Origin of the sequence: uncultured Campylobacter sp. (assembly GCF_937980635.1) — a bacterium.
Classification (GTDB): Bacteria; Campylobacterota; Campylobacteria; order Campylobacterales; family Campylobacteraceae; genus Campylobacter_B.
In genome coordinates this window covers 117270-142140 of sequence record NZ_CALJPG010000021.1, presented here as the reverse complement: position 1 = coordinate 142140, position 24871 = coordinate 117270, and the positions used below count along the sequence as shown (strand labels likewise).

Here is a 24871-nt window from a genome sequence, read left to right as displayed (position 1 = left end):
GAGAAAATGAAAAAATTTCTATTTTTCGTAGTTGCGACACTTTTTGTCGCTAATTTGGCTTATGCCAAAAACGATATCGTGCGCTTCCCGATCGCCGCGGCACTCGCAGAGCCCGACGCTAAAGCCAAGCTTGATCCAAACATAAAATTCTACTTCGGCAATAAATCCGCAGGCAGAAAGATCACGCAGCAGCTAAGCTCGAACAAAAAAACAAACAGTATCAATAAGACCGATCAAGCCGCATGCAACCGCGCGTTTTTATCAGCGCTACTTAGCTTTCAAGATCGCGCCAAAAAAGAGGGCGGAGACAAGGTCGTCAATATCACGAGCTACTATTACAAAAACGTTTTCGTAAGCGACAAAGAGTTTGAGTGCGGCGTAGGCTCGATAATGAGCGGCGTCACGCTAAGAGGCTACATTGCAAAATAAACTAAGCTTCGGTATATCTTACGCAAGCGCGATAATTTCGGGCGAGCCGGCGGAGTTTTATAAGAACCTCGCCGCTTGCTCGGACGGGATTTCCGAAGTAAGCTTAGGCGAAAAATCCGATCCCGCTTGCGATACGGATCAAAATTTTACGTATGATTTTACGGCGAATTCTACGCAAGATTTTACAGATATTTCGTACTGCGAGCAAAATTCTATAAATTCTGCAAATTTTACAGTGTGCGAAAATAACAAAAGCGCAGGTTGCGACCTTGCCGCGGAAGGTTTTGATGAAAAATCTACCGAATTCGGCTCGCAGCAAGTATTAAATTACAAAGCGGATGTGTCTAAATTTAATCCCTCGCGCACTTTTGATTGCAGCTCCGAAAAGGCGGCGGAGCTTTATAAAAATTTCGCCGCGCGCGAGGGCGAGGCTTTGCGAAACAGCTCCGTAGAAAATTTAAAAATTTCTGCTCACGCCCGCTTAAAAGAGGAAATTTTAGCACTCGAAGCTTTAAAGAAAAAGCCGTCTCTTACGCACATTCCGCCATTACAGCGCCGCCGCTTGGGGCTTGGGGCAAAACTTTGCATCTCGCTTTTAGGCGAAATTTCGCAAAATACGCCGCAGAGCCTAGCCGATAAAGGCTCCTTAAATTTCGCGTCGCAAGTTTTAGATGCGAATAAAAGCCGCACCGCCGCACAAAATCAGCAGCAGCAAGATTTTTCTAGCGAAAATTCTTTAAATTGTATGCCGCAAAATTTAAATTCGACGCCGCAAGATTTGATAAATGAAAATTCCTTAAATTCAGCAATGCAAAATTTCAAAACGAACGATAATACCGCGATGCAGCACGAAGGGATGCCGCTCGTCTTTTGCTCGCGCTTGGGAGAAATCAACCGCTGTTTTAGCCTGCTCGGTTCGATGGAGGAAAGCGTCTCGCCTTCGAGCTTTTGCGTCAGCGTACTCAACGCGATTGCGGCGCAAAATGCTATTTTTACGCAAAATCACGCCGAAATTTCGACGATCTCCGCAGCGTGCGCGCTCGAAAACGGCGCAATAATCGCCACTGCGAGGCTGAAAGAAGGCGCGGAAAATTCCGGCTCCGCGCAGGACGCGAACGAAAATGGAAAAAACGGCGAATGCAAGTCGCATAACGATAAAATCGCCCTGCTCTGCTATTTTGAAGAGGCAAATAACGACTATCTGAAGCGCTGCGACTTTGCCTGTGCCCTACTTCTGGTGCTTCAGCGAGGAGATGACGTGCAGATTGAAATTTCGCCGCACGTTACGGATGCGACGGCACAGAGCATAGAGGCACAAAATCCGAAATCGCGAGCCGAAAATGAAATTTTACGAAGCTTTAAAGAGGGTGGCGAAATCCCTCTGGATACCGCGGTGGAATTTTTGGCTAAAATCCTCTCCGGCAAGCGCGAATGGCGCAGCAGCGACGGGGTTTTGGTCTATCTTTGGCGCGTCAAAGATCCCGCTAAAATCGCAGCTTTTTTAAGGCAAGATCGTGAGCGTTAAAATAGCAAAATTTCATCGCATGAGCAAGCGCGGCGAGACAAGCAAATTTGACCAAAATTCCGGGCTACACGGAGCTGCAAAGGCGCGAACGACGAGCTTTAAATTTAGCCGCTCCGCCAAGCTCAGATATAGTGAAAGTTTTAAATTTAGCCGCGCTATCAAATACAGGCTTGATCAAACGGCGCATCTTAAAAGCACGCTGAAAGGGCGCGCGCCATACGCCCCCAAATCGCGTTGCAATGAGGTCCATTGCGAAAATGCGCTGCTGAGGCATATGCAACGAACTGAAAAAAATCTTCCTAAGCGGTGCGAGTTGCGGGCTATGAAAATTTTACCGCAGCGGCGCGCGGAAAACACCGTAAAATTCCACTATAAAGACAGATGCGGCGAGCTGAAACGGTACGCGCGGCAGGCTGTAAATTTTATAAATTTAGCAGAGCAAAGCTTGGGCTACGAGTTTAAATTTAGCCGCGCGATGAGCCGAGTAGCCGCTCAGGTAAGATGTGCACAGCAAGGCGGTTGCGATGAATTTTAAATTTAACGGCGCTGCGAGCTATAAATTTAATCAGACGGCGCGTCATATGGCGGCGCCAAAACACCATATATGGCATTTCGCAGAAATTTCGTCGCGACGGCGCGCGCGACAAGCCGTAGAAATTGCACTGCAGCGATATGTGCGGCAAAAGATAGAAATTTCATCGCAGCAATACGCACGACGAAACATGCGGCAAGCTGCGAAAATTTTACCGAGACAGTACGCACAGCAAGCGGCGGGAATTCTACAAGATCACAGTTTACCGCGCGTCACAAAAATTATATTGCTTCGGCATATGCACGGCGCCGAGATCGCCTCCGCTCAGAGCACGAAAAATATATTACTTCGGCGCACGCCGCAAGGCGAAATATCGCGCGCAGAGAACCGCAGAAATTTCAATGCGATGCGGCGAGCGGCAAGCCGTAGAAATTTTATCGAGATCGCGCGCATGATGAACCATCAAATCCCTGCCGAGAACAACAAAACCCTCGCCGATAGCCGCAAAATTCCCAACAAAAGCTGCCGCAAAATCTCCGCCGAAAGAGGCGCCGCGCGATGAAGCAGACAAATCCGCTAAGGCGCAAAATCAAGCAGATCGGCATCGCGCTGTGCTTCTCAAGCTTCGGCGCGCTATGTATGATAGGCAACCTGCTCTTTCTCCCGGTAGCGCTACTGAGGCTAAACCGCATAGGCGCCGTGCGAAATTTCGTACGCGATTTTATAATGATCTCGTGGCGCATATTTTTGCTGCTCGCGCGACTTTACGGCAGTATCGGCGTAAGCTGGCGCTGCAAGCTCCCGCCCGGCGGCACTCTCATCATCGCAAACCACCCCAGCCTGCTTGACGTGGTGATCTTTTTAGCTCACGTGCGGCGCGCAAACTGCGTAGTCAAGGAAAGCCTGTGCAAAAACCCTTTCCTGTCCGCCGCCATCGCAGCCGCGGGCTATATCCCAAATACCGGCTCGGAAGCGATGATAGATGCGTGCCGCAGCGCCCTTGAGCAAGGAGAAAGCTTAATCATCTTCCCCGAGGGCACGCGCACCGCAGATCGCATCGCCATGCACAAAGCGGCGTTTTACATCGCGATAAATTTCGCAAAAAATATGAATTGCATCGCGATAAAAATGGATCCTAAAAGCCTAAAAAAAGGACAAGTATGGTACGATACGCCCGAGGTTCGGATGAAGTACGACCTCTACGAGCTGTGCGCGCTCGATCTAACGGGCTTCGAGCCGGATCGCCCAAACCCGATCCGAGTGCGCAAACTCTACGAAAAAATATCAAATCTATATGAAAAGGAGAATCTGTGAACGAAGAAATTTTGGAACTTAAGGAGCTGATCATCTCGGGGCTGAACCTCGAAGACGTCGCGCCAGGCGACATAAATGACGATGAGCCGCTTTTTGGCGACGGGCTGGGGCTTGATTCGGTCGATGCGCTGGAGCTCGGGCTTTTGGTGCAGAAAAAATACGGCATCGTGCTTAGCTCAAAAACCCAAAATTTAAAGCAAATTTTCTCATCCGTTGCGTCTTTGGCGCAATACATCGCCGAAAATAGGAGTAAAAATGAGTAAAGATGAAATTTTTGAAATTTTAAAAAAGGCGCTCGTGGAGCTTTTCGAGATCGACGAGAGCAAGGTCGTGCCGGAGGCTAAAATTTACGAGGATCTGCAGATAGACAGTATCGACGCGATAGATCTGGTCGATTACGTCAAGAAAAACACGGGCTACAAGCTGATGCCCGATGATTTTAAAAACATCCAAACTCTCGGCGACATCGTGGATGCCGTAGCCGCGAAGCTCGATCAAGGCGCGAGCGGGGAAACTACGGGCGGCGAGAGTTAAATTTCGCCGTGCGGCGCGGCAAGATCGCGGGTGTTGCGGTTTGGCAGTTTACTTTGCGGCGGCACAAAGACGGCGAGCGAGCGGATAACATAGGCGTCGTTTATTTGACGGCGTGCGGTGTTTTGGTAACGCGCGGCACATATTATCAAAGGTGCGCGACGCGCGGCTTTTACGGGCTTAGCGCTTAAGCGGCACGGCATAAAGTCCGCTTACCTGCCGCTTTTAAGCTAGTATGTAAAGCGCTTTGCAGATTAAAATTTTAAAATTTAAATCTGCGAGCCTGGGTGAAATTTTGAAATTTTAAAAGGCGTCGTTTCTTTTGCGATCGTCGTTTTCATAAAATTTCAAAATTTTAAAATTTGACTGGATTTAAATTTAGCAGATCTGATCGCGGGTGCGGCGCCGCGAGTTAAATTAGGACGCAGTTAAATTTAAAAGCGGCACTGCTGAAATTTAAATGCGGTAGGCGCGGCTGAATTAAAATTTTAAAAGTATGGCGCCCAAAACCGTGGCACCGAGGTTAAATTTAAAGTATCTCGGCGCGGTATAGATCGAGCCGATTGCGCTGCTAGCGGCAAAACCAAAAAAACCGCCACGGTAAAACCAAAATCGCAGCAGCAAAAGCCTAGCCAGCCGCGGTAAAGCTAAAAACCGCTGCGACGAAACTAAAGCCACCGCGATAAAAGCCCAACCGCCGCGGTAAAAAAACCAAGCCCTCGCGGCTAAATTTAAGGATTGCAAAGATTGCGACGAACGATATTTTTAAAAACAGCTACCATAATTTTGAGCGTGTTTTACCCTTTTGGCCTCTATTTTTTGCACGGCGGCGCGCGGGTCTGCTTGCTCGCGGCGATGAGCGCGCTATGGGGAGCGCGAGCTGTTTTTGAAAGTAAAGATCGCGCTATTAAGGGCGCGAGCGCGGCATTTTTTGCGCTGTGCGCCATATTTAGCGGCGGAACGCTCGCGTATCTGTATCCGCTCATAATAAATTTCTCGCTCGCGGCGCTTTTTGCGCTCAGCCTAAGATCGACGCCCGCGATCACGCGCCTAGCGCTTTTGAAGCAGCCAGGTCTTAACGAGCGCGGTCGCGCCTACACGCGCAAGCTGACCGAGGTGTGGCTCGGATTTTTCGTGCTAAACGGCCTGCTTAGCGCGGCACTGCTGCTACCGCGAGATAAAATTTATTGGAGCGTTTATTGCGGCGCGATCTCATACGTCCTCATCGGCGCGCTGATCGGCGGCGAGATGATTTTTAGGAAATTTTATGTTAAAAAATTTGATTAATTCTTTAAAGCCTTATGAGCGCGAAATCCTTGCTGCGGCGGCTATTGCGCGCGATTTGACAAAAACGGGGTGCAAGCAGAGCGAAACGGCAAGCTTAAAAGGCGCGGACAAATCCCAAAGTGGCGCGGCAAGCGTAAATTTAAAAGACGAGAAAAATTCTAGCAGAAGCGCAAATCTAAATGATGCAGAAAATTCTGGCGGTACAGATACCGCGCACGCCACGCAAACGGCGCAGACGCAAGAGCAAAAAAACGCGTCGATGATTGAAATTTACGGCGAGGACGCGGCAGAGTTCATTGCGTTTTTTTTCGGCGCGCTGATTGCGGGCTTTGCGCCCGTACTGCTGCGAGAGCCCAAATTTAGCGGCGAATTTCATCTAGGCGGCGACGTGAAAATTCCAAATCTCGCCGCAGCGCAAAATTTAGACAAATTCAGCCCTAATGATTTAGAAAACATTTCGTCTTGCGATACCGAAAAATCTGCACCTAAAATTTCATCTAAAAACGCGTTGCGAAATCACGCGCCCTGCGAGCAAGAGCCTATCTCTTTGCATCTACTGCGCGCCGATCAAAAATTTTATATCAAAACTTCGGGCTCCACGGGCGAGGCGAAAAATATCGAAAAAAGCCTGCGCGATATGGTTTTAGAGGCGGGATTTTTGATAGAAAGATTCGGCCTTTGCGCAAGCGATCGATTTTTATCGGGCGTCTCGCACCAAAATATGTTTGGGCTCACATTTAGCATCTTCGTGCCGCTACTTTGCGGCTCGCGCACGCAAAAAGGCGGCCTAAACTACCCTGAAATCATCCTTGCGGCCGATCTTGCCGGTGCCGTGCTGATCAGCTCGCCCACGGTGCTCGGTGCGCTGTGCGAGCACGCAGACGCCGCAAATATAGCGCCTTTGAGCACTATTTTTAGCGCGGGTGCGCCGCTAAGTCCTGCGATCCGAGATAGGTTGGCAGCGCTTAGTAGTGCCCGTATCGTCGATATTTATGGCTCCAGCGAAACGGGCGTGATCGCCTGCAACGAGGGTGCAGGACTTAAAAAATTCGTTCCCGTTAGCGTGCATATCCGCGCAGATATTGATAGCGGCGCGGCAAAACGCGAGAACAAGCCTTTCGATCCTGCAGCAAGCTCTTGCGGCGAAAATTCTACGGTAAAGCCTAAAACGAGCCGTGTGGATGGGCAAAATGCGGACAGACAAGACACAAACCTCTCGAGCGAGCTAGCGTCTAAATTTAATGCAGACGCTAGCGATAAAACCGCAGCCGGCCAGAAAAACAGCCCCGCACCAATCGCCGCGACGAAACACGACGATAAATTTGCGCAGACAGAGGGGCTTTTCGATAAATTTACGGCAAAGCGGCCCGCCGACAAATTTTCGCAAACGGGCGAGTTTACGATCAGCTCGCCTTGGTGCGAGCGCTTTGAAAGCCGCGATTTTGGCTATGTGCACGCAGATGAGATCACGCTTTTGGGGCGCGGCGACCGCACCGTCAAGATCAACGAAAACCGCGTGAGCCTCGATCTGCTCGAAGCTAAGCTCCGCTCGCACGAATTTATCGGCGAATGCAGGATCGATCTGCACCCGCAGCGCGAGCGCGCCGTAGCTCTTATCAAGCTTAGCGAGCGCGGCGAGCAGGCGTTTCGCGCAGGCGGTAAAAAGGGCGTCACGGACGAGCTAAAGGCCTTTTTGAAGCCCGAATTCGGCGCGATTTTACGCTACTTTAAAATCGCAAGCAGGCTGCCTTTTAACGAGCAGGGAAAGCTAAGCAAAAAGGACTTTTTAAGCGCTCTGCAGCGCTACGAGGTGCCCGTTTTCGAGCGGAGCGCGGAGAATGAGTTTCGCGCGAAGGTGCGCGCCAGCGACTTTTATTTTGACGGACACTTTGCGAAATTTGCGCTGGTGCCCGCGTTTATGCAGCTTCACTTCGTATTGATCTGCGCAAAAGCCCTCGGCTACGAGCTGGACGGCACGCAAAAGATAGAAAATTTAAAATTTACGAATTTCATTCGCCCGGGCGATGGAATTTCAATCAAAATCACCGAGGCAAGCGGCAAGCTCCGCTTTGAAATTTCAAACGACAAGGTCTGCGCCAGTGGAAGAATCTGCCTTTAAGCCTGCGTTTTTACTGCCCTACTTCAACCATCCCGCGCGTATCGCCGAGCTCGTAAGCGCCCTAGCGCCCATCGCGCCCGTGCTGATCGTGGACGACGGCAGCGACGAGGCGAGCAAAAGCGCGCTAAAGGGGCTTGCAGCTCAAATTTACGCCCGCGCGCAAAACGGCGGAAAAGGCGCTGCAGTGTGCGACGGGCTGGCGTGGGCGAAGGAGCTTGGATTTACGCACGCCTTTCAGATCGACGCGGACTTTCAGCACGACGTAAGCAGATGCGAGGAGTTTTTGGCGCTTGCGGCGCGCAAGCCCGCCGCGCTGATCTGCGCCGCGCCCGTGTATGACGAAAGCGCGCCCAAGTCCCGCTTGCACGGACGCAAGATAATGAATTTTTGGTGCGTGATCAACACCCTTTCGCACCGCATAAAAGACGCAATGTGCGGCTTTAGAATTTACCCGCTAGAGGGGATCGTGCCGCTTCTGCCTCACACTAAGAGCCGCAGGATGGGCTTTGATGCTGAAATTTTAATCCTGGCCGCGCGGGCGGGGCTAGAGATAAAATGGCTCGATCTGGCGGTGCACTACGAAGCGGGCGGGGTGAGCCATTTCGCGCCGTTTCGAGATAATTTTGGAATTTCGCTGATGCACGCGAGGCTATTTTGCGAGCTTCCGCTTTGGCTTGCAAAAAGGGTGCTAAAGCGCGCCTGCGATAAATTTAAAAAGCGCGGCTTGCAGGATGAGCAGAGTGCAGACGAAATTTTGCAAGGGCTATCGGGGCAAAACCTTTGCAGCGATGCGCGGCGCGATAGCTGCAAAGGTGCGAAAAAAGAGATGGGCGGCGGCGCAGACGAAAAAGCCGGTACCGAAAAATGCGGCGACAAGGCCGCAGCACAAAGCCCGCAGGCGGAAAATTCAGCGCAAAGTTCGCTCGTAAAAGCCTCGTCGCAACATGCCGTCGCAAAGGACGGGCGCGATGGCTAAGCACTGGAGCGAAAACAACGAAAAGGCGGGCGCGGCGCTTTTAAATTTAGCCCGCTTCATCACGCTTCACACGCCAGATTTTTGTATGCGAGGCACAGCACTTTGCATCTCGGCGATCTATTTTGCGCTGCTTAAAAACGAGCGACGCGCGATCGGGGAGTTTTTGCGGCGCGCGCTTGATCGCGAGCCCAAGATTCGCGAAATTTACGCGAATTTTTATAAATTTTCCCTCAGTCTGTGCGAAAAAATCGCGGTTTGGAACGGCAAGATCGCGCTGGATCAAATTCGCGTGCAAAGCGGTATGAAGGAGCTTTTAAGCGACGGAACGGGCAAAATTTTAATCACTTCGCACTTCGGCAACACCGAGATCGCGCGCGCTCTTTCGGCAAGCACGGCGGGGATAAAAATCAACGTGCTGATCTTTCGCAAACACAGCGAAAATTTTATGAAATTTATCGAAAAGATGGGCGGCGGCGTGAAAATTCTTTACGTCGGCGAGCTCGGCATCGGCGAGATGCTGCAAATCAAAGAGCTTCTGCAAAACGGCGAGCACATCGCGATAATGGGCGATCGCATGCCGGTGGGCTCGGATAAATTTCAAAGCGAGGATTTTTTAGGGTGCAGCGCAAACTTCCCGATCGGCGGCTATCTGCTCGCTAAAATTTTAGACGCGCCGCTATTTAGCCTATGGTGCTACGAAGGGCGCAGCGGCCACGAGCTTCGGCTGCAGCCGCTACCCGCGCCGCTAAAGAGCCGCGATAAGGCGCGATCGGTCGCGCCGCCTCTTAAAAGCTACGTGCGGCAGCTAGAGCTTTATGCCAAAGAATTTCCTTCTCAATGGTATAATTTCTTTGATTTTTGGGCGCAAGAGGAAAACGCGAGCGATGCGGAGCGCGACGGCGCGCAAAATTTCGGCGAGACGGGTTCAAACGCTGCGTCAAATTTAAATGGCGTAGCGGATTTAAACGACACGGCAAGTTCGAATGCCGCGTCAAATTTAAAAAGTACGGCGAGCTCGGATACTGCGCTAAATTTAGATAATTCAAATTTGGCCGCCGCAAAATCCTCCGCGCAAGACGAAAAATTTCATAGCGGAGAGAGGAATGAAAGAGTATAAATTTCGCGCCAGATTTTACGACGCAGATCCGATGGGCGTGATGTGGCACGGCAACTACGTAAAGCTCTGTGAGGACGCTAGATGCGAGTTTTGGCGCGACGCGGGCTACACATATATGCAGATGAGAGATGATGGATTTATATATCCCATTATCAAAATGGAGTTTAAATTTATCGCGCCGATACTTTTTGACGACGAGGTTGCAGTGAGCATCGAGCTGCTCGAATGCGATACGATCATAAAATTTTCCTACCGCATCAAAAGCCTGTCGGGCGCGCTATTAGCCAAGGCAACTACGTCTCAAGCTGCGGTGGAGCTTGATTCCAAAAGGACGCTGTATGAGATACCGCCGCAGTTAAAGGCGTGCGCGGATAAAATTTTAGCAGAGAAAAATCCCGCAGGTAAAATTTCGGCGGCAGATAAAATTTCGACAGTGAATGAAATTTCAGTAGCGAACAAAGCCGCTTCCGAGCAAGACTGCCCTCAAAACGCCGCGGCGAATGAAATTTTGCCTAGCGATAACGAGCAGTGAAATTTAGCGAGCATAAAAATTTAAAGGACTACGATGAAAATTTTAGCTTTATTTTTAGCGATTTTGGGACTTGCGAGCGCGCTTGAAGTAAGCGATCTGGCGCTTAAGACCGACAATATCGGCGGCAAATTTAGCGAAACGCTCAGCATTGAGGGCTTTGCTGAGCCCGTACGAAGCAGCGGCGAGTTTAGGATCAAAGGTGGCGAGCTGTTTTGGACGACGCTAAAGCCGGTGCGAAGCGAGCTAAAAATCGGCGCGGACGGCGTTTTTGAACGCAGCGGCGAAGTATGGGTCAAAAGCGCCGATTCGCTTTTTGATAAGGACACCTTTTTGGCGATCTCGCGCCTGGACGTAGCGCGACTTAGCAAAAATTTCTCGATCGCGCTAAGCGGCAGCAAAGATGCGTGGCGCGCCGAGCTAAGCCCAAAAGGGATGCTGCAAAATATCTTTAAAAATATCGTGATCGAGGGCGGCGCCTACGTCAGGGTGCTACGAATTAACAGCGCTAACGGCGACGTGAGCGAAAACGTATTTTCTAGCGTCGTGAGCTTAGATGAGTAAGAGTGCGGTTTTAGCGGTATTCGGCGCGGCATTCATCGCGCTTTGCGCATTTATAGCGTTAAATTTAAACCGCGTAAATTCCGATTTTTACGAGCTAAGCGGTATTGAAATTTCCGGCGAGCAGAAACAGAGCGTCGAGGATTTCAACCGCGAGATCGCGAGGCAAATAATCGTCGCAAGCGCAGAGAAAGCGAGCTTTGACGCGTTCATTGCGGATATGCAAAAAAGCGGGCTTTTTGAGAGCATAATCTATGAAGTAAAGGACGCGAGCGTGTATCAGAGCGAGCTTGCGCGCTTTGCGCCCGCGATGCTAGACGATGCGAGCGTGGAGCTTTTGAAAAACGATCCGCAGGCCTTTTTTGAGCGTAGCGCGCGTGAGCTTTACTCAAAATTTCGCCCGCTTAGCCTCTCACAGGATTTTTTCTCGCTCAGCCTTCACTCGCGCCTCGGCACTCACGGCGCTATCAGACTTGATCCTGCGCAAAACCGCTTCATCGCGACCATTGACGGCGCGCCGTACTACTTCGCTACGGCTAGGCTCGCTCCGAAAGCAAACGACGACGCGCTTAGCGCTCTGGTGCGCGAGGCGCAAAAGAGCGAAATTTTAATCTCCGGCACCGCCCTTTTTAGCGCATTGGGCAAAAGCGCGGGCGTGCGCGAAAGCTCCGTCGCGGGCGCCGTTTCTCTTAGCCTGTGCGCGGCGCTGCTGCTGGCGGCATTTTCGCGCGCACGGATATTCTGCCTGCTGCTGCCCGCGCTTTTCGGGCTCGCCTGCGGCGTAGCCGCCACGATGGCGATCCGCGGCTCGATCCATATCCTAAGCGCCGTGGTTTCGACGAGCCTAATCGGGCTGATGCTGGATTATGCCGTGCACTGGCTCGGCGCAAACATCGCGCGTCGGATCAAAGCTCGCTCGATAAAAAGCATGCGAAACATCCTGCTTCTAGGCTTTTTCATCACGGCGGGGGGCTACTTCGTATTTTTATTCAGTCCGTTTTTTCTGCTCAAAGAGATCGCGATCTTTGCCATAGCCGCACTTGCGGGGGCGTTTTGCTTTAGCTACTTCGCCCTGCCGCTGCTTCTTGAAGGGGTAGAATTTCGCCCCGCTACGGCTTTTGCAAAAGCTCTTGAGCTCTACGCAAAGGCGCTTTGCAAGATAAGCTTAAGCTTCAAAGCGCTCGCCATCATTTGCACGGCGTTGCTTGCGTTTTTGTATTTTAAAATGGAGCTTAAGGACGACGTCAGCGAATACGCGAGCTTGGATAAAAACCTAATCGCGATGAGCGCTAAGCTCGCGAGCATCGGCGGCTCCAGCTTTGATCTGATAGTGGGCAAGAACGCGAGTGCGGTAGCCAAAGAGGCCGTGGCGCGCGGTCTTGCGGACTCATACGCGGGTGCGCCGATTTTGGATCCCGCTACGCAGAGATTTATCAAACAAGCCTTTGCAAACTACGATAGAAGTGCATTTTTAAATCTCGGGCTCAGCCGCGAGCTCGTGGATGCAAACTTTGCCAAGATTGCAGATGCGCCCATTTTAAGCTACGAGCAGGCCAGAAGCTCTATTCTTTTTGCCGCGATGCCGAGCATCGATCCGCATATCGCTTTTTTGCGCGGCGTGCACGATAAAACAGCCGTAAGTGAGCTTGCCGCTCAGATGGGCGCGCTGCATCTAAACATGCGAAGTGCCATAAGCGAGGCGTTTTCGCAGATCAAAATCAACGCTCTGTATCTAAAATGCGCCGCATACGCCCTCGCACTCGCATTGCTATGGGCGTTTTTCGGAGCGCGGACGGCGTGGCTGATCGTCATCTGTGTCTTTGCGACAAATTTAGCCGTGCTCGCCCTACTTAGCGCATTCGGCGTGAGCGTAAATATTTTTGCGATCTTTGCGCTGATCCTCTCAGGCGCCGTGGGGATCGATTATATGATCTTTGCAAATAACGATAAAATGGCGCTTAGCGATAAAATTTTCGGCATAACGCTCGCATCTTTAACCAGCATAATCTCTTTTTTTACGCTTGCTTTTAGCTCTACCAAGGCTGTGGCGCTGTTTGGGCTATGCGTCAGCCTAAATATCGCGCTAGCGGCGATCTTGGCGCAAGTTTTAGCGGCGAGCAAGAAAAGCTAATCAAGCGGGAGCCAAAGAGCCCAAAGTACTAAATAGACGCTCTTTACCCGCTTGCAGATAAAATTTTATAAAAGAGCGCGCCGTAAATTTACGCAGCCGCAGCGGATGAAATTTAATCTGACTCGCCGCGAGATAAAATTTAGCCTGGCGTGGCGCAAGATAAAATTTAACCGACTAGCGCAAAATAAAATTTTAGATAAAATTTCAGCCAAGCAAGCTGCGAGCTTAAATTTAAAGAGCAAGATTGTAAGATGAAATTTTAAAAGCATTTTGACTGCAGCGCCTCGCGGTGCGTTATTAAATTTAAACCTTTGTAGCGCATTATTAAATTTAAACCCGCGCGCCCTACTCGCCGCTTTTGCCCGCTTTTATCATCTTTATAAATTCCTTTGCGAGCTTGGATGGCTTTTTATACACGACTGAAAACGACACGTCCAAAAGCGGCTCATCCGCGACGTCAAAGAGCGTGATATAGTCCTTTTGCGTCTCAAAAATGTACCGCGCGAAGCTAAAGCTCACGCAAAGCCCCGCCGCGACCATCGCGTTAGCTACGTAAAAATATGAGGTGTCGCAGAAAATTTGAGGCGTAAAGCCCGCGTTTTCAAAGATCTTTTTAAAGTTCGATTCGCTTTTTAAAATTTTACCGCTTATTGCAAATTTATCGGATTTAAACTCGCTAAGTGCGATTTTAGGGTATTTCTCGGTAGAATTTATACTCGCTCGCGAAACAGCCGGATGAGAGGAGCAGACGCTTAGAAGCAGCCTACGCTTTTTTATAAACTCGCACTCAAGCCCCTCTGCAGAAAGCTCGCCGAAGTGCGCGGCATAGATGATATCAAGCTCGCCGCTTTTTAGCATCTCGATGAGCGCGGGCTCGGAGTGGACGTGCACGATCCTGATATCGGCCTTCGAAAACCTACTACAAAAGACCGCGATGATCTTTTCGATAAATTTAAAGCTGGTCGAGGTCGCGCCGATGATGAGCTTGCCCGTCTTGATCGACAAAAGCCCGCGTATTTCGTTATTTAGCTCCTTATTGAGCCTAAGCATATTTTTCGCTCTGGCGATGTAAATTTCGCCCGCGTAGGTAAGCTCAAGCCCGTTTTTTCTATCGAAAATTTCGACCCCAAGCTCCTTTTCTAAAAGCATAATGCTTTTTGAAAGCGACGGCTGCGCGATTCCAAGCTCGTTCGCCGCTTTTGTAAAACTTTTAAGCTCCGAAATTTTTACCGCAAATTCCATATGTCGTAAGCTCATATTTTGCCCTTTCGGTTGAAATTTTATAGCCTCTAGCTATTAAATTATATACCAAATAACATTTGACTTACATAAAGATTTAATATAAAATTACAATATTAATCTTTAAGATTAAGGGATTTCAAAGTAAAGGAGCAATATGCAGAGACGTGACATACTGAAAATGGGTATGGTAGGAGCCGGCGCGCTCGCACTCGGCGCGGTAAATGCGCAAGCAAGTGCGGTGGACGCAAAGGACGTTAAATTTGACGAGGAGTGGGATGTAATCATCATCGGCAGCGGCTTTGCGGGACTTGCAGCAGGCTTAAAAGCCGCGCAAAAAGGCAATAAAGTGCTAATCCTAGAAAAGATGGGCCGTATCGGCGGAAACTCCGTCATCAACGGCGGCGGTATGAGCGTGCCGATGAACCCAGTGCAGGAAAAAACGGGTATCAAGGATAGCAAAGAGCTATTTATGAACGACTGTCTAAAAGCAGGACTTGGCATCAACCACCCTGAGCTTTTAAGCACCTTAGCCGATCGTGGCTTAGACGCGTTTAAATTTCTCGTAGATAACGGCGTGCAATTTAAAATGGATCACTGCGCGCACTTCGGCGGACACAGCGTCGCGCGCTCGATGCTAACTACAAATGATAGCGGCTCAGGTTACATCCAGCCGATGCTTGAAAAATTTGAAGCGCTAAAAGATAAGGGCTGCGAGCTTCGCCGCCGCGCGAAATTTGACGATTTCGTAATGGACGGTGATCGTGTAGCGGGCGTCGTGATCCGCGAGGAGTATAAATTTGATCCGAATCTTTACAGCGACGATCTTGAAAACACGAGCGGTACCAAAAAGACGCTCAAAGCCAAAAAAGGCGTAGTGCTCGCAGCGGGCGGATTTTGCCGCGATAAAATTTTCCGCAAGCTTCAAGACCCGCGCATCCCAGATGATGTCGATAGCACGAACCATCCTGGAGCCACCGCGGGCGCGCTGCTAAAAGCTTTTGAGATCGGCGCGTATCCGGTACAGGTCGATTGGATCCAGTTTGGTCCGTGGGCAAGCCCCGATGAGAAGGGCTTCGGCACCGCTCCGATCCTAACTCAGCAAGGCACCTTTAAATACGGTATCGCCGTGGACGTTCGCACGGGGAAACGCTTTATGAACGAGCTTGCAGACCGCAAGACTAGAGCGGACGCCGAGTTTAAAATTTTACGCGAGGATCCGAAAGCCTATCCGATAACATTTGCAGATACCAAAATGGCGTTTAAAGATCTAAGCGAAGAGGTAATTTCCAAGGGCATGGCAAGCGGCAAGCTAGTAGGCGAATGCGCGAGCCTAGATGAGATCGCCAGTAAATACGGCGTGCCTGCGGATGCGCTAAAGCAGAGCGTCAAAAAATACAACGAAGGCGTGAGAGCTAAAAAAGACGAGTTCGGCAAACAAGAAAGCGCGCTAAGCGAGATCAACGAAGCGGGACCTTTCTACGTCATCCGCCTATCGCCGAAGCCTCACCACACGATGGGCGGACTAAAAATCAATACCAAAGCCGAGGTCTTATCATCTAAGACGAATAAACCGATCCCAGGCCTCTGGGCTGCAGGCGAGATCACCGGCGGTACTCACGGCGCGAGCCGCTTAGGCACCGTTGCGATAACCGACTGCATAGTTTTCGGAATGATCGCGGGCGAGCAGATCGCCTAATTTGGTCTGAGCGCAAGCTCTTTTAAGCCTTGCCCGGTTAGCGAAAGCGGGCCGGCAAGGCACTTCTACAAAAGGTTGTAAATGAAAAATTTCAGTTTTACGGCGCTGTTTCTGTGCTGTATCATCGCGACTTTGTTCGGCGCGCCGAGTGCTAACGACGCCAACGCCACGAACATAGTCGTTTCAGATGAGCTTCGGGCAAAATATAAAATCAAACCTCATCATGAGCATTTGTCGTTTGACTGCGTCGATTGCCACATAAATCAAGGAAGCGATCCGTCTAAATTTAAAAGTATCGGCGACAAGGGCTGTATCAGCTGCCACGGCGACAAAAAGCAGCTCGCTTTGAGGCTAAAATTTATGGATACGCTTAAGGCCAATCCACACAACTCCGTCCACGACGGTCCTACGCTATACTGCGACGAATGCCATGCCGAGCATAAAGCATCTACGAATATGTGTACCGAATGCCACGAGCACGAAGTGCCGCAATGGATGGGGGTGACGCCATGAGAATTTCTAAAAAATTACTAGCGCTTATCATCTTAATAAGCGGTATTATAGGGTTTTTCGTCGTCGTGCCGGTGCACTATGCGCTTGAGAAAACGAGCACCGATAAATTTTGCGACGTCTGCCACGAGATGGATCCGATGGTGATCGCCTATCAAGACGACGTCCACTCGGGCAAGGGCAAAACGGGCATCAAAGCCAAATGCGTCGACTGCCACCTACCGCACGACAATATCGTAAAATACGTCTATCAAAAGGCCAAAAACGGCGTGCTGGAAGGCTACTCGCACTTCTTCGACGAGCCCGAAAAATTTGATTGGAATAAAAGGCGCGAAAACCGCGAGCACTATGTGTTTGACAACGGCTGCACGAGCTGCCACGCCACCGTGATCGACAGCAAGATCACCTCCGAGCAGGCGCAACGCATGCACGCGCACTACAAAAAGCTCCTAGGCACCGAGCGCGAGCTTAAATGCGCGAGCTGCCACGTAAGCGCGGGCCACGGCATCGGGCTTCGCAACTACCTAGAGTACTGGCGACCGACGTATAAAATTTACGAAAAAAAGATGATGGAGGAGAAGATCAAGGCGAAGAAGAAATTCTTCGGCGATGAGTATAAACCGAGCGCCGAAGAGCAGGCCTTTATGGACGCTTCTAGCGCGAAGAAATAACGCCGCTTGAAATCCTAGAATTTCTAAATTTCAAAATTCCGCCGAGGTTTAGCTGAGACCTTGACGGGATTTTTGAAATTTTGACGAAGTTTTGCGAAGTTTTTATTAAATTTATCGGTTTTTAGATTTAAAATTTACCCGAATTCTCGATTTAAAATTTCATCTATCAGACTATATTTAAACCAACTGCCCGCAACTTAAGTTTATGCGCTTCTTACTCACCAGCTTGTAAACGAAAAGTATCGACAAAAACCCTTAAATTTGCATATTTAGCCTTACTATAGTGCTAACTTGAAATTTCATACTCACGATACATTTATGAGAGCATAAGGCTAGCATAAATTATCGAGGGTATAATCGAATTAAAATTTTAGGAGGAAGCGATGGCTTTTGAAAACGCAATCATCACGAAAGAGGATGATGAGAAGTATGGATTGAGTGCGCTATATGGTAAATATAATTATGGAGCAAAGTTGCCAAATCTAAATTTTACAATAGATAGGCAATTAGACTGTTGGCTTTTAAAAATTTATAGCTTTCCGGATCCAAATTATGATAGAGCTTTTCTTTCTAAATCTATTTGGGTTTTATATTATGATGGAGAATATATCAAAGCTATTTTAGACGAAAGTTGTAAAATCAATAAAACAAAAATACCGAATGAGTTTCATAGAATTTGGCAACTTTTAAGTTTAAAACCAAAATATACTTTAACCTTAAAATTTCAAGATATTTTAAATATATTAGAAGCTGCATTGAAAACATATAGAGATATTGATCTATATAAATCAAGAGAGAACTACACTATGGAGTTACAAAACTTAATCGATAAGTAAGAGAAATAAAATGGTGTTTGTTGCAGAGTATATTCCAAAAGGAATTTTAAATGTGCCTGGAATAAGAGAGTCTGTAACGATGCACCTAAAAGAATATACACGCGCTTTCATATCAAAAGATTTAAAACGCTAGAAAGGTATATTTCTTGTAATTATAAGGAAATTTCTAAAATCTTATAAATTTAAAATTCCTATAAAGCACGCGGAACAAAATCCTCGCCAAAATTTCAACACCCAGGCTTTATTTAAATTTTGGTACGTCAAGCTCTGCGGCGAAATTTTAGATAAATTCCACCTCCGTTTCATTTAAAATTTAAGAGCATGTTTAATTTAAGGAGTTTAGTTTGGATGAAACATTTATCAAGCGCGAGCCTGCTTGATAATGCAGATGGTAAAGAGTAAATTTCGGGTTTAACGCCCCTTTTTGCGTCATATACGAGGTAAAATAATGCAGATGAAAAAGAGCGGAAATACTCCGCTCTTTAAAATTTTACTTGCCGCTTAAATCAAATTTATACGCAGCCTGTAACCATATCTCGTTCTCGTCGAACTTTCTATTTACGCCGCTAGCATAGTGGTCGCTCCTCTCAAGCGCAGTATAGCTCACGCCCAAGCTTAGCCCCTTCACTGCCTTAGGAGCATAGTTTGCCGTTACCGCCCAGCCCTCTACGTCCATGCTGGTGCCGACCCTTTGTCCCGCAGCCCTGCTAGCATTGATATTATTTGTGCCGCCTACTCTGTCTTGATCGCCTTTTACGTAGTGCAGTGCGGTTTTGAAGCCATCTAGGCCGATAGCGCCGAAGTTGTAATCAAGTACGATCTTATGCGTATCCATACCCGCGTATCCTGTGAATACGAATGGACCTCTAATAGGCAGAGCGGTGTATGATCCCGGGCCGTTGCCGACGCCCAAAATAACGGCATCATCGTCGCTAACGGTCGTATAGGCATACGATAGACCGAATCCGAAAAACTCGCTAACCGAGACTCTTGCTCCGAACATATCGCCGTCAAGCCTTCTTGGCTCCAGCCCTCCGTTTACGCGCGAGCCTTTGTAGTTAAGATCAAATCCTAGCTTTAAAATCTCGCCTACCGGCACTTTTACATTTGCCTCGGCAAGATATAGGTTAACGTCGCCGTCTTTTAACGCGTTAGCGGGTTTTACGTCCGTTATCGCTGCGTAAGCGCCAGTTAAAGTAGTATAAGGCAAGGATTTGTTTTGAACGTATGCGGAGAAGATATTTTCAAATTTTACGGTGACGGGACCCGTCATATTACCCAGAATCACCCGATCTTTAAACAAAGGAGCCTTTCCTTCGCCAGCCGGAGCGCCCATAGCGGTTTTACTCCTTCCTTGGAATTTATAAAACCATCCGCCCCACAAGGTAGTATCGGGGATATCTTTATTAGATATCGCCACGCCCTCGAAAGCTTCTTTAAACGCCCTCGTATAGTTGCCTGCTACCAGCGGAGTAACGACATATTGTCTTCCTGCTTTTATATCGGTATTGCCTATGCCGTATCCCAGGTATAATTCAGACAATACCGCACCCTTGGTATACCACTCCTTATCGTAGGCGATCTTATTGCTTGAGCCTACGTGATACGGCATCAACCAGCCTTGCCCGGTAAGCCCTATTCTAAAGCCGTAAAGAGGATCAGTAACGTATCCAAGCTCAAGACCCACGCCGAATGCCTCGTAGTCGTTATCGCCCGTAGCGGCTTCGCCTCTATTGTCTACGGTTTTATTGGCGTAAGTTGTCTTTACCGTTCCGCCAAGCTTACCGTTAGTAATCGCATCGGCTACGCTGTCCGCCGCGCTTAGCGATGATACAGCGCATGCGCAAACTGCCGTAGCCAAACTTAGTTTGATGAGTTTCATTCGAAATCTCCTTTCATAAAGATTTACAAATATTTATAAAATGAATTATATCAAACAATCTCGCTGTTTGCGATAAAAAGGGGGAAATTAAAATAAAATTACGCAACTTTGTAAAGATTAAATTAATGAATAGTGAAATTTATCGCCCTATTTATGATTTCATGATTTGACGAATATTTTCGGCTCTCACCCCGACCTCGACTCGCGAATAAAAGCGATCAAAACCTCAAAATTTCCAAAACGCCAAACCGAGCCGCCGGATAAAATTTTACCGAAATCAAAGAGTGAAATTACGCCGCTTTTAAATTTTAAAATTTAGAAAGCGCGGTGAAGTTTGCAAGCTAAAATTTCTTTTTAAATTTAAAGCGCGACTCCATAGATTTATACAGCCTATGCAGCCGCGCGGAATTTAGGTAGCGGATCGAAGCTCTAAATTTAGATAATCTACAGAGCCTTTGCGATCAGCTCATTTACGTTTTTGATAAACTCGCTCGGATTTTCTAGCTCCTGCCCCTCGCTAAGGCGCGCCAGATCGTAGATTATCTCGGCTACCTGCGGCAGCATCAGTTTGTCGGCCTGCAGCTTTTTGATGATCTCGTGATCTGCGTTGATCTCCAAAATCGGCTTTATTGGCGGCAGATTGCGGCCTCCCATCTGCTTAAGCAGCTGCTGCGTCGCAAAATCGGGATCGTTCTCGTCAAAAACAAGGCAGGAAAGCGAGCCACTTAGACGCGATGAAATTTTAACGTCCTTGACGCGTTCGCCTAAAATTTCTTTGATCTTTGCGGCGATCTCTTTGGCTTGCGGCGTCGCAGCGTCGTCGTCCGCAGCTTCTTGCTTGATCGAAGTCGCATTTTTAACCGGCGTCTTATCAAACTCAAAAACGCCCGGCATCACGATCGTATCGATCTCATCATCGCAGAGCAACACCTCCGTGCCTTCGGCGTTAAATTTCTCGATCAGAGGCGAGCTTTTAAGCATCGCGGCGCTGTTTCCCGCGATATAATAGATCTCTTTTTGACCCTCTTTCATTTTTTCCTTATACTCGCTAAGCGTGATGAGACCGTCTCGCAGATTTGATTTGAAAAGACAAAGCTTTAAAATTTCCTCTTTGTTTGCGCCGAAGCCGTAAAGCCCCTCTTTCAGAACCTTGCCGAATAATTCGTAAAATTTTATGTATTTTTCGCGATCGCTTTGCAAAAGCTTCTGCAGCTCGGATAGAATTTTTTTGACGCTCTGCTCGCGGACGTAGGCTAGAATTCGATTTTCTTGCAAAATTTCGCGGCTTACGTTTAGCGGCAGATCCTCGACGTCCATTATGCCGCGCACGAAGCGCAGGTAGCTAGGTAGCAGCTCTTTAGCGTCATCGGTGATGAAAACGCGCTTGACGTAGAGCTTCACGCCGCTTTGATAATCGACGCGGTACAGATCGAAGGGCTCGCTACTCGGCACGTAAAAAAGCGTCGTGTATTCGTGCGTGCCCTCAGCCTTAGTATGGATATAAAACAGTGGATCGCCGCTGTCGTGGCTGATCTGCTTGTAAAATTCATTGTAATCGCTTGACTTTAGGCTGCTTTTTGGCAGTTGCCAAAGCGCGCTCGCGCGGTTGATCTGGACGTTTTTAACCTCGCTATGTCCCTGCTCGCCCTCTTTTTGCGCGGGAATGTATTCTTCTTTATCCATAAAGATCGGATAAGGGATGTGGTTGGAGTATTTTTTGATAATGCCCTCGAGCCTGTAGCCGTCCAAAAACTCTTCATCTTTCATATGCAGGATTATCGTCGTGCCGAAGTCCTCTTTTTGCGCTTTTTCGATCGCGTAGTTGCTCGCGTCGCTGCTCCATTTAAAGGCATCCTGCGAGAGCGGCTTGCGGCTGATCACCTCGATACGATCCGCTACCATAAACGCCGAATAAAACCCGACGCCGAACTGTCCGATGAGGTTGCTATCCTTCGCCGCATCGCCGCTAAGGCTCGCCATAAAGCCCTTCGTACCGCTGCGCGCGATAGTGCCTAGATTGCTCTCGAGCTCGGCCTCGTCCATGCCGATGCCGTTGTCGCCGATGCTTAGCGTTTTGGCCTCTTTGTCGATCTTTATATCGATGCGCGGCACATACGAAAGCGCCTTATATTCGTCGTTTGTAAGGCACAAATAGTTTAATTTATCCAGCGCGTCGCTTGCGTTTGAGATGAGCTCGCGCAGGAAAATCTCCTTGTTTGAATAAAGCGAATGGATCATCAAATTTAGCAGATCATTCACTTCGGTCTTAAATTTTTTCTTTGCCATTATGCGGTCCTTTTTAAAAATTTTGGCAGATTATATCATGGAGTGCTAATCTTGTCAAGAGTAGAATAAATAAACTTGATATGAATACTATCAAGTTTTGTAAATTTAGAGGCTCGCTTTAAAATTTAACGTGGAATTTCGCTCGATTTGCTACCTATGAAATAGCCGCTCACTCGACGTAAAATTTTAATAAAAATTTAGGCGTATTGCAGTGAGTATTCATTGCAAAAAGGAAAAACGAAAAGCCGATAATTAAATTTATAGATTTTTAAGTGGGGGGGATAGAATGCGCTAAATTTTTGGTTGAAAGGAAAAATATGGCTGAGAATAAAATTAATGAGAACGAAGTCTTGACCCAAAACGGCACGGACAACAATAAAAAAGAAAGTGAAACGAAAAATATAAATGAAGATAAAGAAAATGAAGCTTTTGTCCAGGTTTCTTTATCGATTTTGGGCGGTATAGTAGGCGGCGCATGGGCTAATATATTAGATAAAGATTTATGGATTAATGTATTAACTATAGCTGTAGCGGGCTTTATTGTCTATGCAACAATAACTTGGTACGATAAGAAATTAGATAAAAAGATAGGATTTCCTATTCTGATTGTTCTTTTGCTCATAATAATGGCTCTACTTGCGTGTTTAGCGTATTGCATTCACAAATAATTTCAAAGGAGAAAAGAATGAAAAAAGCAATTTTGGTTTTAGCAGTTCTAGCGAATTTGGCATTTGCAAGAGGAGAAAATTTTTCAGAGAATAAAAAAGAGTGTGAGAGTGGAAGCGTTGATACTTGTCTTAGTTATGGCATAAAATATCTTTTTGGTACATATATGACCTCTAGCGATTATATTCGCAGGGATTATATAAAAGCAAAATTTTTCCTTGAAAAAGCTTGCAAAAAAGACAACGTTAAAAAAGAGGACAAGTTTGATGTTAGAGAGGCTTACTTTTGCCTAGGATATATGTATCTTCGAGGGCTTGGCGTTGAGAAAGACGATAAAAAAGCTTTTGAACTATTTAATACGGCTTATGATGGTAAGCTTGAGGAGGTATATTATAGATTAGGATATATATATTTTGAGGGGGATAGGAGAGATATATATAGAACAATACCCAAAGATGAAGAAAAAGGTAGCGAGTATTATAAAAAGTCTTGCGACGGCGGATACCCATATGCGTGCAATGATATAGCCAAAATTCTTTATCAGTATGAATATAATGACGAAGCTGCGCAATATTATAAGAAAACTTGCGAGCTTGTAAAAAATACTGACGATGCAGAATATCTTCAAGAAGCTTGCGATATGTATGAATTACTAAAATAATCCGAATTTTACCCGAGCACAAATTTAGCTCGGGTAAAACCTCTCAAATTTTCCCAAATCAAATTTAAATTTTCGCTGCTCTCGTTTGCGCCGCCCTTGCGTAGTAGCCGATCCTTGCGCCGCCTTTTGTTCTTAAAGCATCGTATCCTGCCCTCTTTCGCCGTATTCGCGCGTAGCAAAGCGCATGAAAAAGTGAATTTTAAATTTTACTCACCCTGCCATGCGACGAAATTTACGTGCAAAGCGCAGGCATAAAAACAGAAGCGCCTTAAATTTTACTCATCACATCGTCGATTATCGCTTGCGCGCCGTTTCGATCCGCAAGCTCAAGCAGTCCTTTGCTCGCGCGCGCCACGTCGAAGCTCTCAATCAAACCTAAAATCCGCTCGCCGCTCGCGTCCTCTTGACGTAAAATTTCGCAAAGCCCGCGCTCTTTAAGAAATTTCGCGTTATAAAACTGATGGTCCGCCGCCGCGAACGGAAACGGCACGAATATCGCGGGCAGGCCGTTTGCGCAGAGCTCCCACAGCGTGCTGGCGCCGCTGCGTCCGACGCAAAGATCGGCGCTTGCGATGAGCTCGTGCATGTTTTTGCAAAAGCCCACGAGCTGCACGTCAAGGCCCTGCTGTGCGTAAATTTGCGAGATACGCTCAAACTCGCGCTCGCCGCACTGATGGATCACGCCGTATCCGAGGCCCAAAAGCTTAGGCACAAGCTCCACAGCAAGTGAGTTGATAAAGCTCGCCCCCTGCGAGCCGCCCAAAAAGATGACCGTCTTAAGCGCCGTGCGCGGCCGTGCCGTCTCAAAAAAAATATCCGCGATCGGATAAGCAAACGCGGGCTTTTCATAGGAGCTGTAAAACGCGCGCGCAAAGGGCCTCAGCAGGCGGTTGAGCCGCCCGCAAACGGCATTTTGCTCATGGATAAAAAACGGCACGCGAGAAAGGATCGCCGCGATGGATGCGGGCGCCGAGCTGTATCCGCCCACGCTGATGAGTGCGCGGACGCCGTTTTGCTTTAAAATTTTACGCGCCGTAAGCGAAAGGCGCAGGATATTTAGCAGCGAGGCTAGCTTGGCAAATCCCTTTTTATCGACAACGCCCGAGCTTTGCAAAAAATAGGTGCGCGCAAAAAGCTCGCTACCCTCAAACCACGCGCGATCCTGTCCGCGATTTGAGCCGATGAAGATCGCTCTGATGCCCTGCTTTGCAAGGCGGGCGGCTAAATTTTTAGCGATTATCAGATGCCCGCCGGTGCCGCCGCCGCTGATTGCTATGACCATACTTTTCCTTTAAATTTATAAAATTTCGCCGCTAAATTTAAGCCTCAGCGCACTTCGGCGCAGAATTTTAAGCGCAAATTCGGCTCTA

At 48.2% G+C, this 24871-nt stretch carries 26 protein-coding genes; 21 read left to right on the top strand and 5 right to left on the bottom strand.

Features of this window, described 5'->3' with window-relative positions; genetic code table 11:
• Window positions 1–6: 6 nt before the first annotated feature.
• From Q0460_RS05485 to Q0460_RS05455, 7 genes are read left to right on the top strand one after another with little or no spacing between them, the layout of a single operon-like run.
• Window positions 7–429, top strand: coding sequence for an excinuclease ABC subunit A (locus Q0460_RS05485; RefSeq protein WP_299085703.1), 423 nt, complete (start codon window positions 7–9; stop codon window positions 427–429).
• Window positions 419–1954 carry a beta-ketoacyl synthase chain length factor gene (locus Q0460_RS05480; RefSeq protein ID WP_299085700.1) on the top strand — a complete coding sequence of 512 codons (1536 nt, stop codon included), beginning with the start codon at window positions 419–421 and terminating at the stop codon, window positions 1952–1954. Before Q0460_RS05485 ends, Q0460_RS05480 begins: the two co-directional genes overlap by 11 nt.
• The gene (locus tag Q0460_RS05475) at window positions 1944–2489 is read left to right on the top strand and encodes a hypothetical protein (protein WP_299085698.1); all 546 of its coding nucleotides are present in this window, start codon (window positions 1944–1946) and stop codon (window positions 2487–2489) included. Before Q0460_RS05480 ends, Q0460_RS05475 begins: the two co-directional genes overlap by 11 nt.
• On the top strand, window positions 2479–3048 hold the full coding sequence (locus tag Q0460_RS05470) for a hypothetical protein (protein WP_299085696.1): 570 nt from the start codon (window positions 2479–2481) through the stop codon (window positions 3046–3048). The genes Q0460_RS05475 and Q0460_RS05470 overlap by 11 nt, the downstream gene beginning before the upstream one ends.
• The gene (locus Q0460_RS05465; RefSeq protein WP_299085694.1) at window positions 3045–3800 is read left to right on the top strand and encodes a 1-acyl-sn-glycerol-3-phosphate acyltransferase; all 756 of its coding nucleotides are present in this window, start codon (window positions 3045–3047) and stop codon (window positions 3798–3800) included. The genes Q0460_RS05470 and Q0460_RS05465 overlap by 4 nt, the downstream gene beginning before the upstream one ends.
• Complete coding sequence (locus Q0460_RS05460; protein ID WP_299085692.1) at window positions 3797–4063, top strand: phosphopantetheine-binding protein; 267 nt, start codon at window positions 3797–3799, stop codon at window positions 4061–4063. Before Q0460_RS05465 ends, Q0460_RS05460 begins: the two co-directional genes overlap by 4 nt.
• Window positions 4056–4334: an acyl carrier protein gene (locus Q0460_RS05455; RefSeq protein ID WP_298062739.1), complete on the top strand. Its 279-nt coding sequence runs from the start codon at window positions 4056–4058 to the stop codon at window positions 4332–4334. Before Q0460_RS05460 ends, Q0460_RS05455 begins: the two co-directional genes overlap by 8 nt.
• On the opposite strand, the gene Q0460_RS05450 is transcribed toward Q0460_RS05455, so the two are convergent.
• On the bottom strand, window positions 4331–4534 hold the full coding sequence (locus Q0460_RS05450) for a hypothetical protein (protein WP_299085690.1): 204 nt from the start codon (window positions 4532–4534) through the stop codon (window positions 4331–4333). The two genes, Q0460_RS05455 and Q0460_RS05450, sit on opposite strands and share 4 nt — an antisense overlap.
• Before the next feature lie 544 nt (window positions 4535–5078).
• Between Q0460_RS05450 and Q0460_RS05445 the strand changes: the two genes are divergently transcribed.
• The 8 genes from Q0460_RS05445 (at window position 5079) to Q0460_RS05410 (ending at window position 13306) form a co-directional block, all read left to right on the top strand.
• Window positions 5079–5618 carry a DNA gyrase subunit B gene (locus tag Q0460_RS05445; protein WP_299085689.1) on the top strand — a complete coding sequence of 180 codons (540 nt, stop codon included), beginning with the start codon at window positions 5079–5081 and terminating at the stop codon, window positions 5616–5618.
• Complete coding sequence (locus Q0460_RS05440) at window positions 5599–7737, top strand: AMP-binding protein (RefSeq protein WP_299085687.1); 2139 nt, start codon at window positions 5599–5601, stop codon at window positions 7735–7737. Before Q0460_RS05445 ends, Q0460_RS05440 begins: the two co-directional genes overlap by 20 nt.
• On the top strand, window positions 7718–8713 hold the full coding sequence (locus tag Q0460_RS05435) for a glycosyltransferase family 2 protein (protein ID WP_299085684.1): 996 nt from the start codon (window positions 7718–7720) through the stop codon (window positions 8711–8713). The genes Q0460_RS05440 and Q0460_RS05435 overlap by 20 nt, the downstream gene beginning before the upstream one ends.
• Window positions 8706–9830 (top strand): hypothetical protein, encoded by a 1125-nt coding sequence (locus Q0460_RS05430; protein ID WP_299085683.1) that lies wholly within the window; start codon window positions 8706–8708, stop codon window positions 9828–9830. Before Q0460_RS05435 ends, Q0460_RS05430 begins: the two co-directional genes overlap by 8 nt.
• Window positions 9817–10362 (top strand): thioesterase family protein, encoded by a 546-nt coding sequence (locus Q0460_RS05425; protein ID WP_299085680.1) that lies wholly within the window; start codon window positions 9817–9819, stop codon window positions 10360–10362. Before Q0460_RS05430 ends, Q0460_RS05425 begins: the two co-directional genes overlap by 14 nt.
• Before the next feature lie 33 nt (window positions 10363–10395).
• Window positions 10396–10923, top strand: a complete 528-nt coding sequence (locus Q0460_RS05420) for an outer membrane lipoprotein carrier protein LolA (RefSeq protein WP_299085678.1) — start codon at window positions 10396–10398, stop codon at window positions 10921–10923.
• Complete coding sequence (locus Q0460_RS05415; RefSeq protein WP_299085676.1) at window positions 10916–13051, top strand: hypothetical protein; 2136 nt, start codon at window positions 10916–10918, stop codon at window positions 13049–13051. The genes Q0460_RS05420 and Q0460_RS05415 overlap by 8 nt, the downstream gene beginning before the upstream one ends.
• 105 nt (window positions 13052–13156) lie before the next feature.
• Entirely contained in the window at window positions 13157–13306 is a 150-nt protein-coding gene (locus Q0460_RS05410; RefSeq protein ID WP_299085674.1) for a hypothetical protein, read from the top strand.
• A 90-nt stretch (window positions 13307–13396) separates the two neighbouring features.
• Here the strand turns inward: Q0460_RS05410 and Q0460_RS05405 are convergent, their stop codons facing one another.
• Window positions 13397–14308, bottom strand: coding sequence for a LysR family transcriptional regulator (locus tag Q0460_RS05405; protein WP_299085672.1), 912 nt, complete (start codon window positions 14306–14308; stop codon window positions 13397–13399).
• Window positions 14309–14447: 139 nt separating this feature from the next.
• Here Q0460_RS05405 and Q0460_RS05400 point away from each other — a divergent pair, with 139 nt between their 5' ends.
• The 4 genes from Q0460_RS05400 (at window position 14448) to Q0460_RS05385 (ending at window position 18006) form a co-directional block, all read left to right on the top strand.
• Window positions 14448–15989, top strand: a complete 1542-nt coding sequence (locus Q0460_RS05400; protein WP_299085670.1) for a flavocytochrome c — start codon at window positions 14448–14450, stop codon at window positions 15987–15989.
• A gap of 81 nt (window positions 15990–16070) precedes the next feature.
• Window positions 16071–16502: a cytochrome c3 family protein gene (locus tag Q0460_RS05395; protein ID WP_299085668.1), complete on the top strand. Its 432-nt coding sequence runs from the start codon at window positions 16071–16073 to the stop codon at window positions 16500–16502.
• Window positions 16499–17170 (top strand): NapC/NirT family cytochrome c, encoded by a 672-nt coding sequence (locus Q0460_RS05390; protein WP_299085779.1) that lies wholly within the window; start codon window positions 16499–16501, stop codon window positions 17168–17170. The genes Q0460_RS05395 and Q0460_RS05390 overlap by 4 nt, the downstream gene beginning before the upstream one ends.
• Before the next feature lie 383 nt (window positions 17171–17553).
• The gene (locus Q0460_RS05385; RefSeq protein ID WP_299085666.1) at window positions 17554–18006 is read left to right on the top strand and encodes a hypothetical protein; all 453 of its coding nucleotides are present in this window, start codon (window positions 17554–17556) and stop codon (window positions 18004–18006) included.
• Between the two features lie 490 nt (window positions 18007–18496).
• Here Q0460_RS05385 and Q0460_RS05380 read toward each other — a convergent pair whose 3' ends face one another.
• Together Q0460_RS05380 and htpG are read right to left on the bottom strand one after the other, a co-directional pair.
• A complete protein-coding gene (locus Q0460_RS05380) occupies window positions 18497–19888 on the bottom strand; it encodes an OprD family outer membrane porin (RefSeq protein WP_299085664.1) in 1392 nt (463 codons plus the stop codon).
• 444 nt (window positions 19889–20332) lie between these two features.
• Window positions 20333–22174 carry a molecular chaperone HtpG gene (htpG, locus tag Q0460_RS05375; RefSeq protein ID WP_299085662.1) on the bottom strand — a complete coding sequence of 614 codons (1842 nt, stop codon included), beginning with the start codon at window positions 22172–22174 and terminating at the stop codon, window positions 20333–20335.
• 317 nt (window positions 22175–22491) lie between these two features.
• On the opposite strand from htpG, the gene Q0460_RS05370 reads away from it, so the two are divergent.
• Both Q0460_RS05370 and Q0460_RS05365 read left to right on the top strand, forming a co-directional pair.
• Window positions 22492–22842 (top strand): hypothetical protein, encoded by a 351-nt coding sequence (locus Q0460_RS05370; protein ID WP_299085660.1) that lies wholly within the window; start codon window positions 22492–22494, stop codon window positions 22840–22842.
• 17 nt (window positions 22843–22859) lie between these two features.
• Entirely contained in the window at window positions 22860–23501 is a 642-nt protein-coding gene (locus Q0460_RS05365) for a tetratricopeptide repeat protein (RefSeq protein WP_299085658.1), read from the top strand.
• A gap of 268 nt (window positions 23502–23769) precedes the next feature.
• On the opposite strand, the gene Q0460_RS05360 is transcribed toward Q0460_RS05365, so the two are convergent.
• Window positions 23770–24783: a UDP-N-acetylglucosamine--N-acetylmuramyl-(pentapeptide) pyrophosphoryl-undecaprenol N-acetylglucosamine transferase gene (locus Q0460_RS05360; RefSeq protein ID WP_299085656.1), complete on the bottom strand. Its 1014-nt coding sequence runs from the start codon at window positions 24781–24783 to the stop codon at window positions 23770–23772.
• Window positions 24784–24871 lie beyond the last annotated feature (88 nt).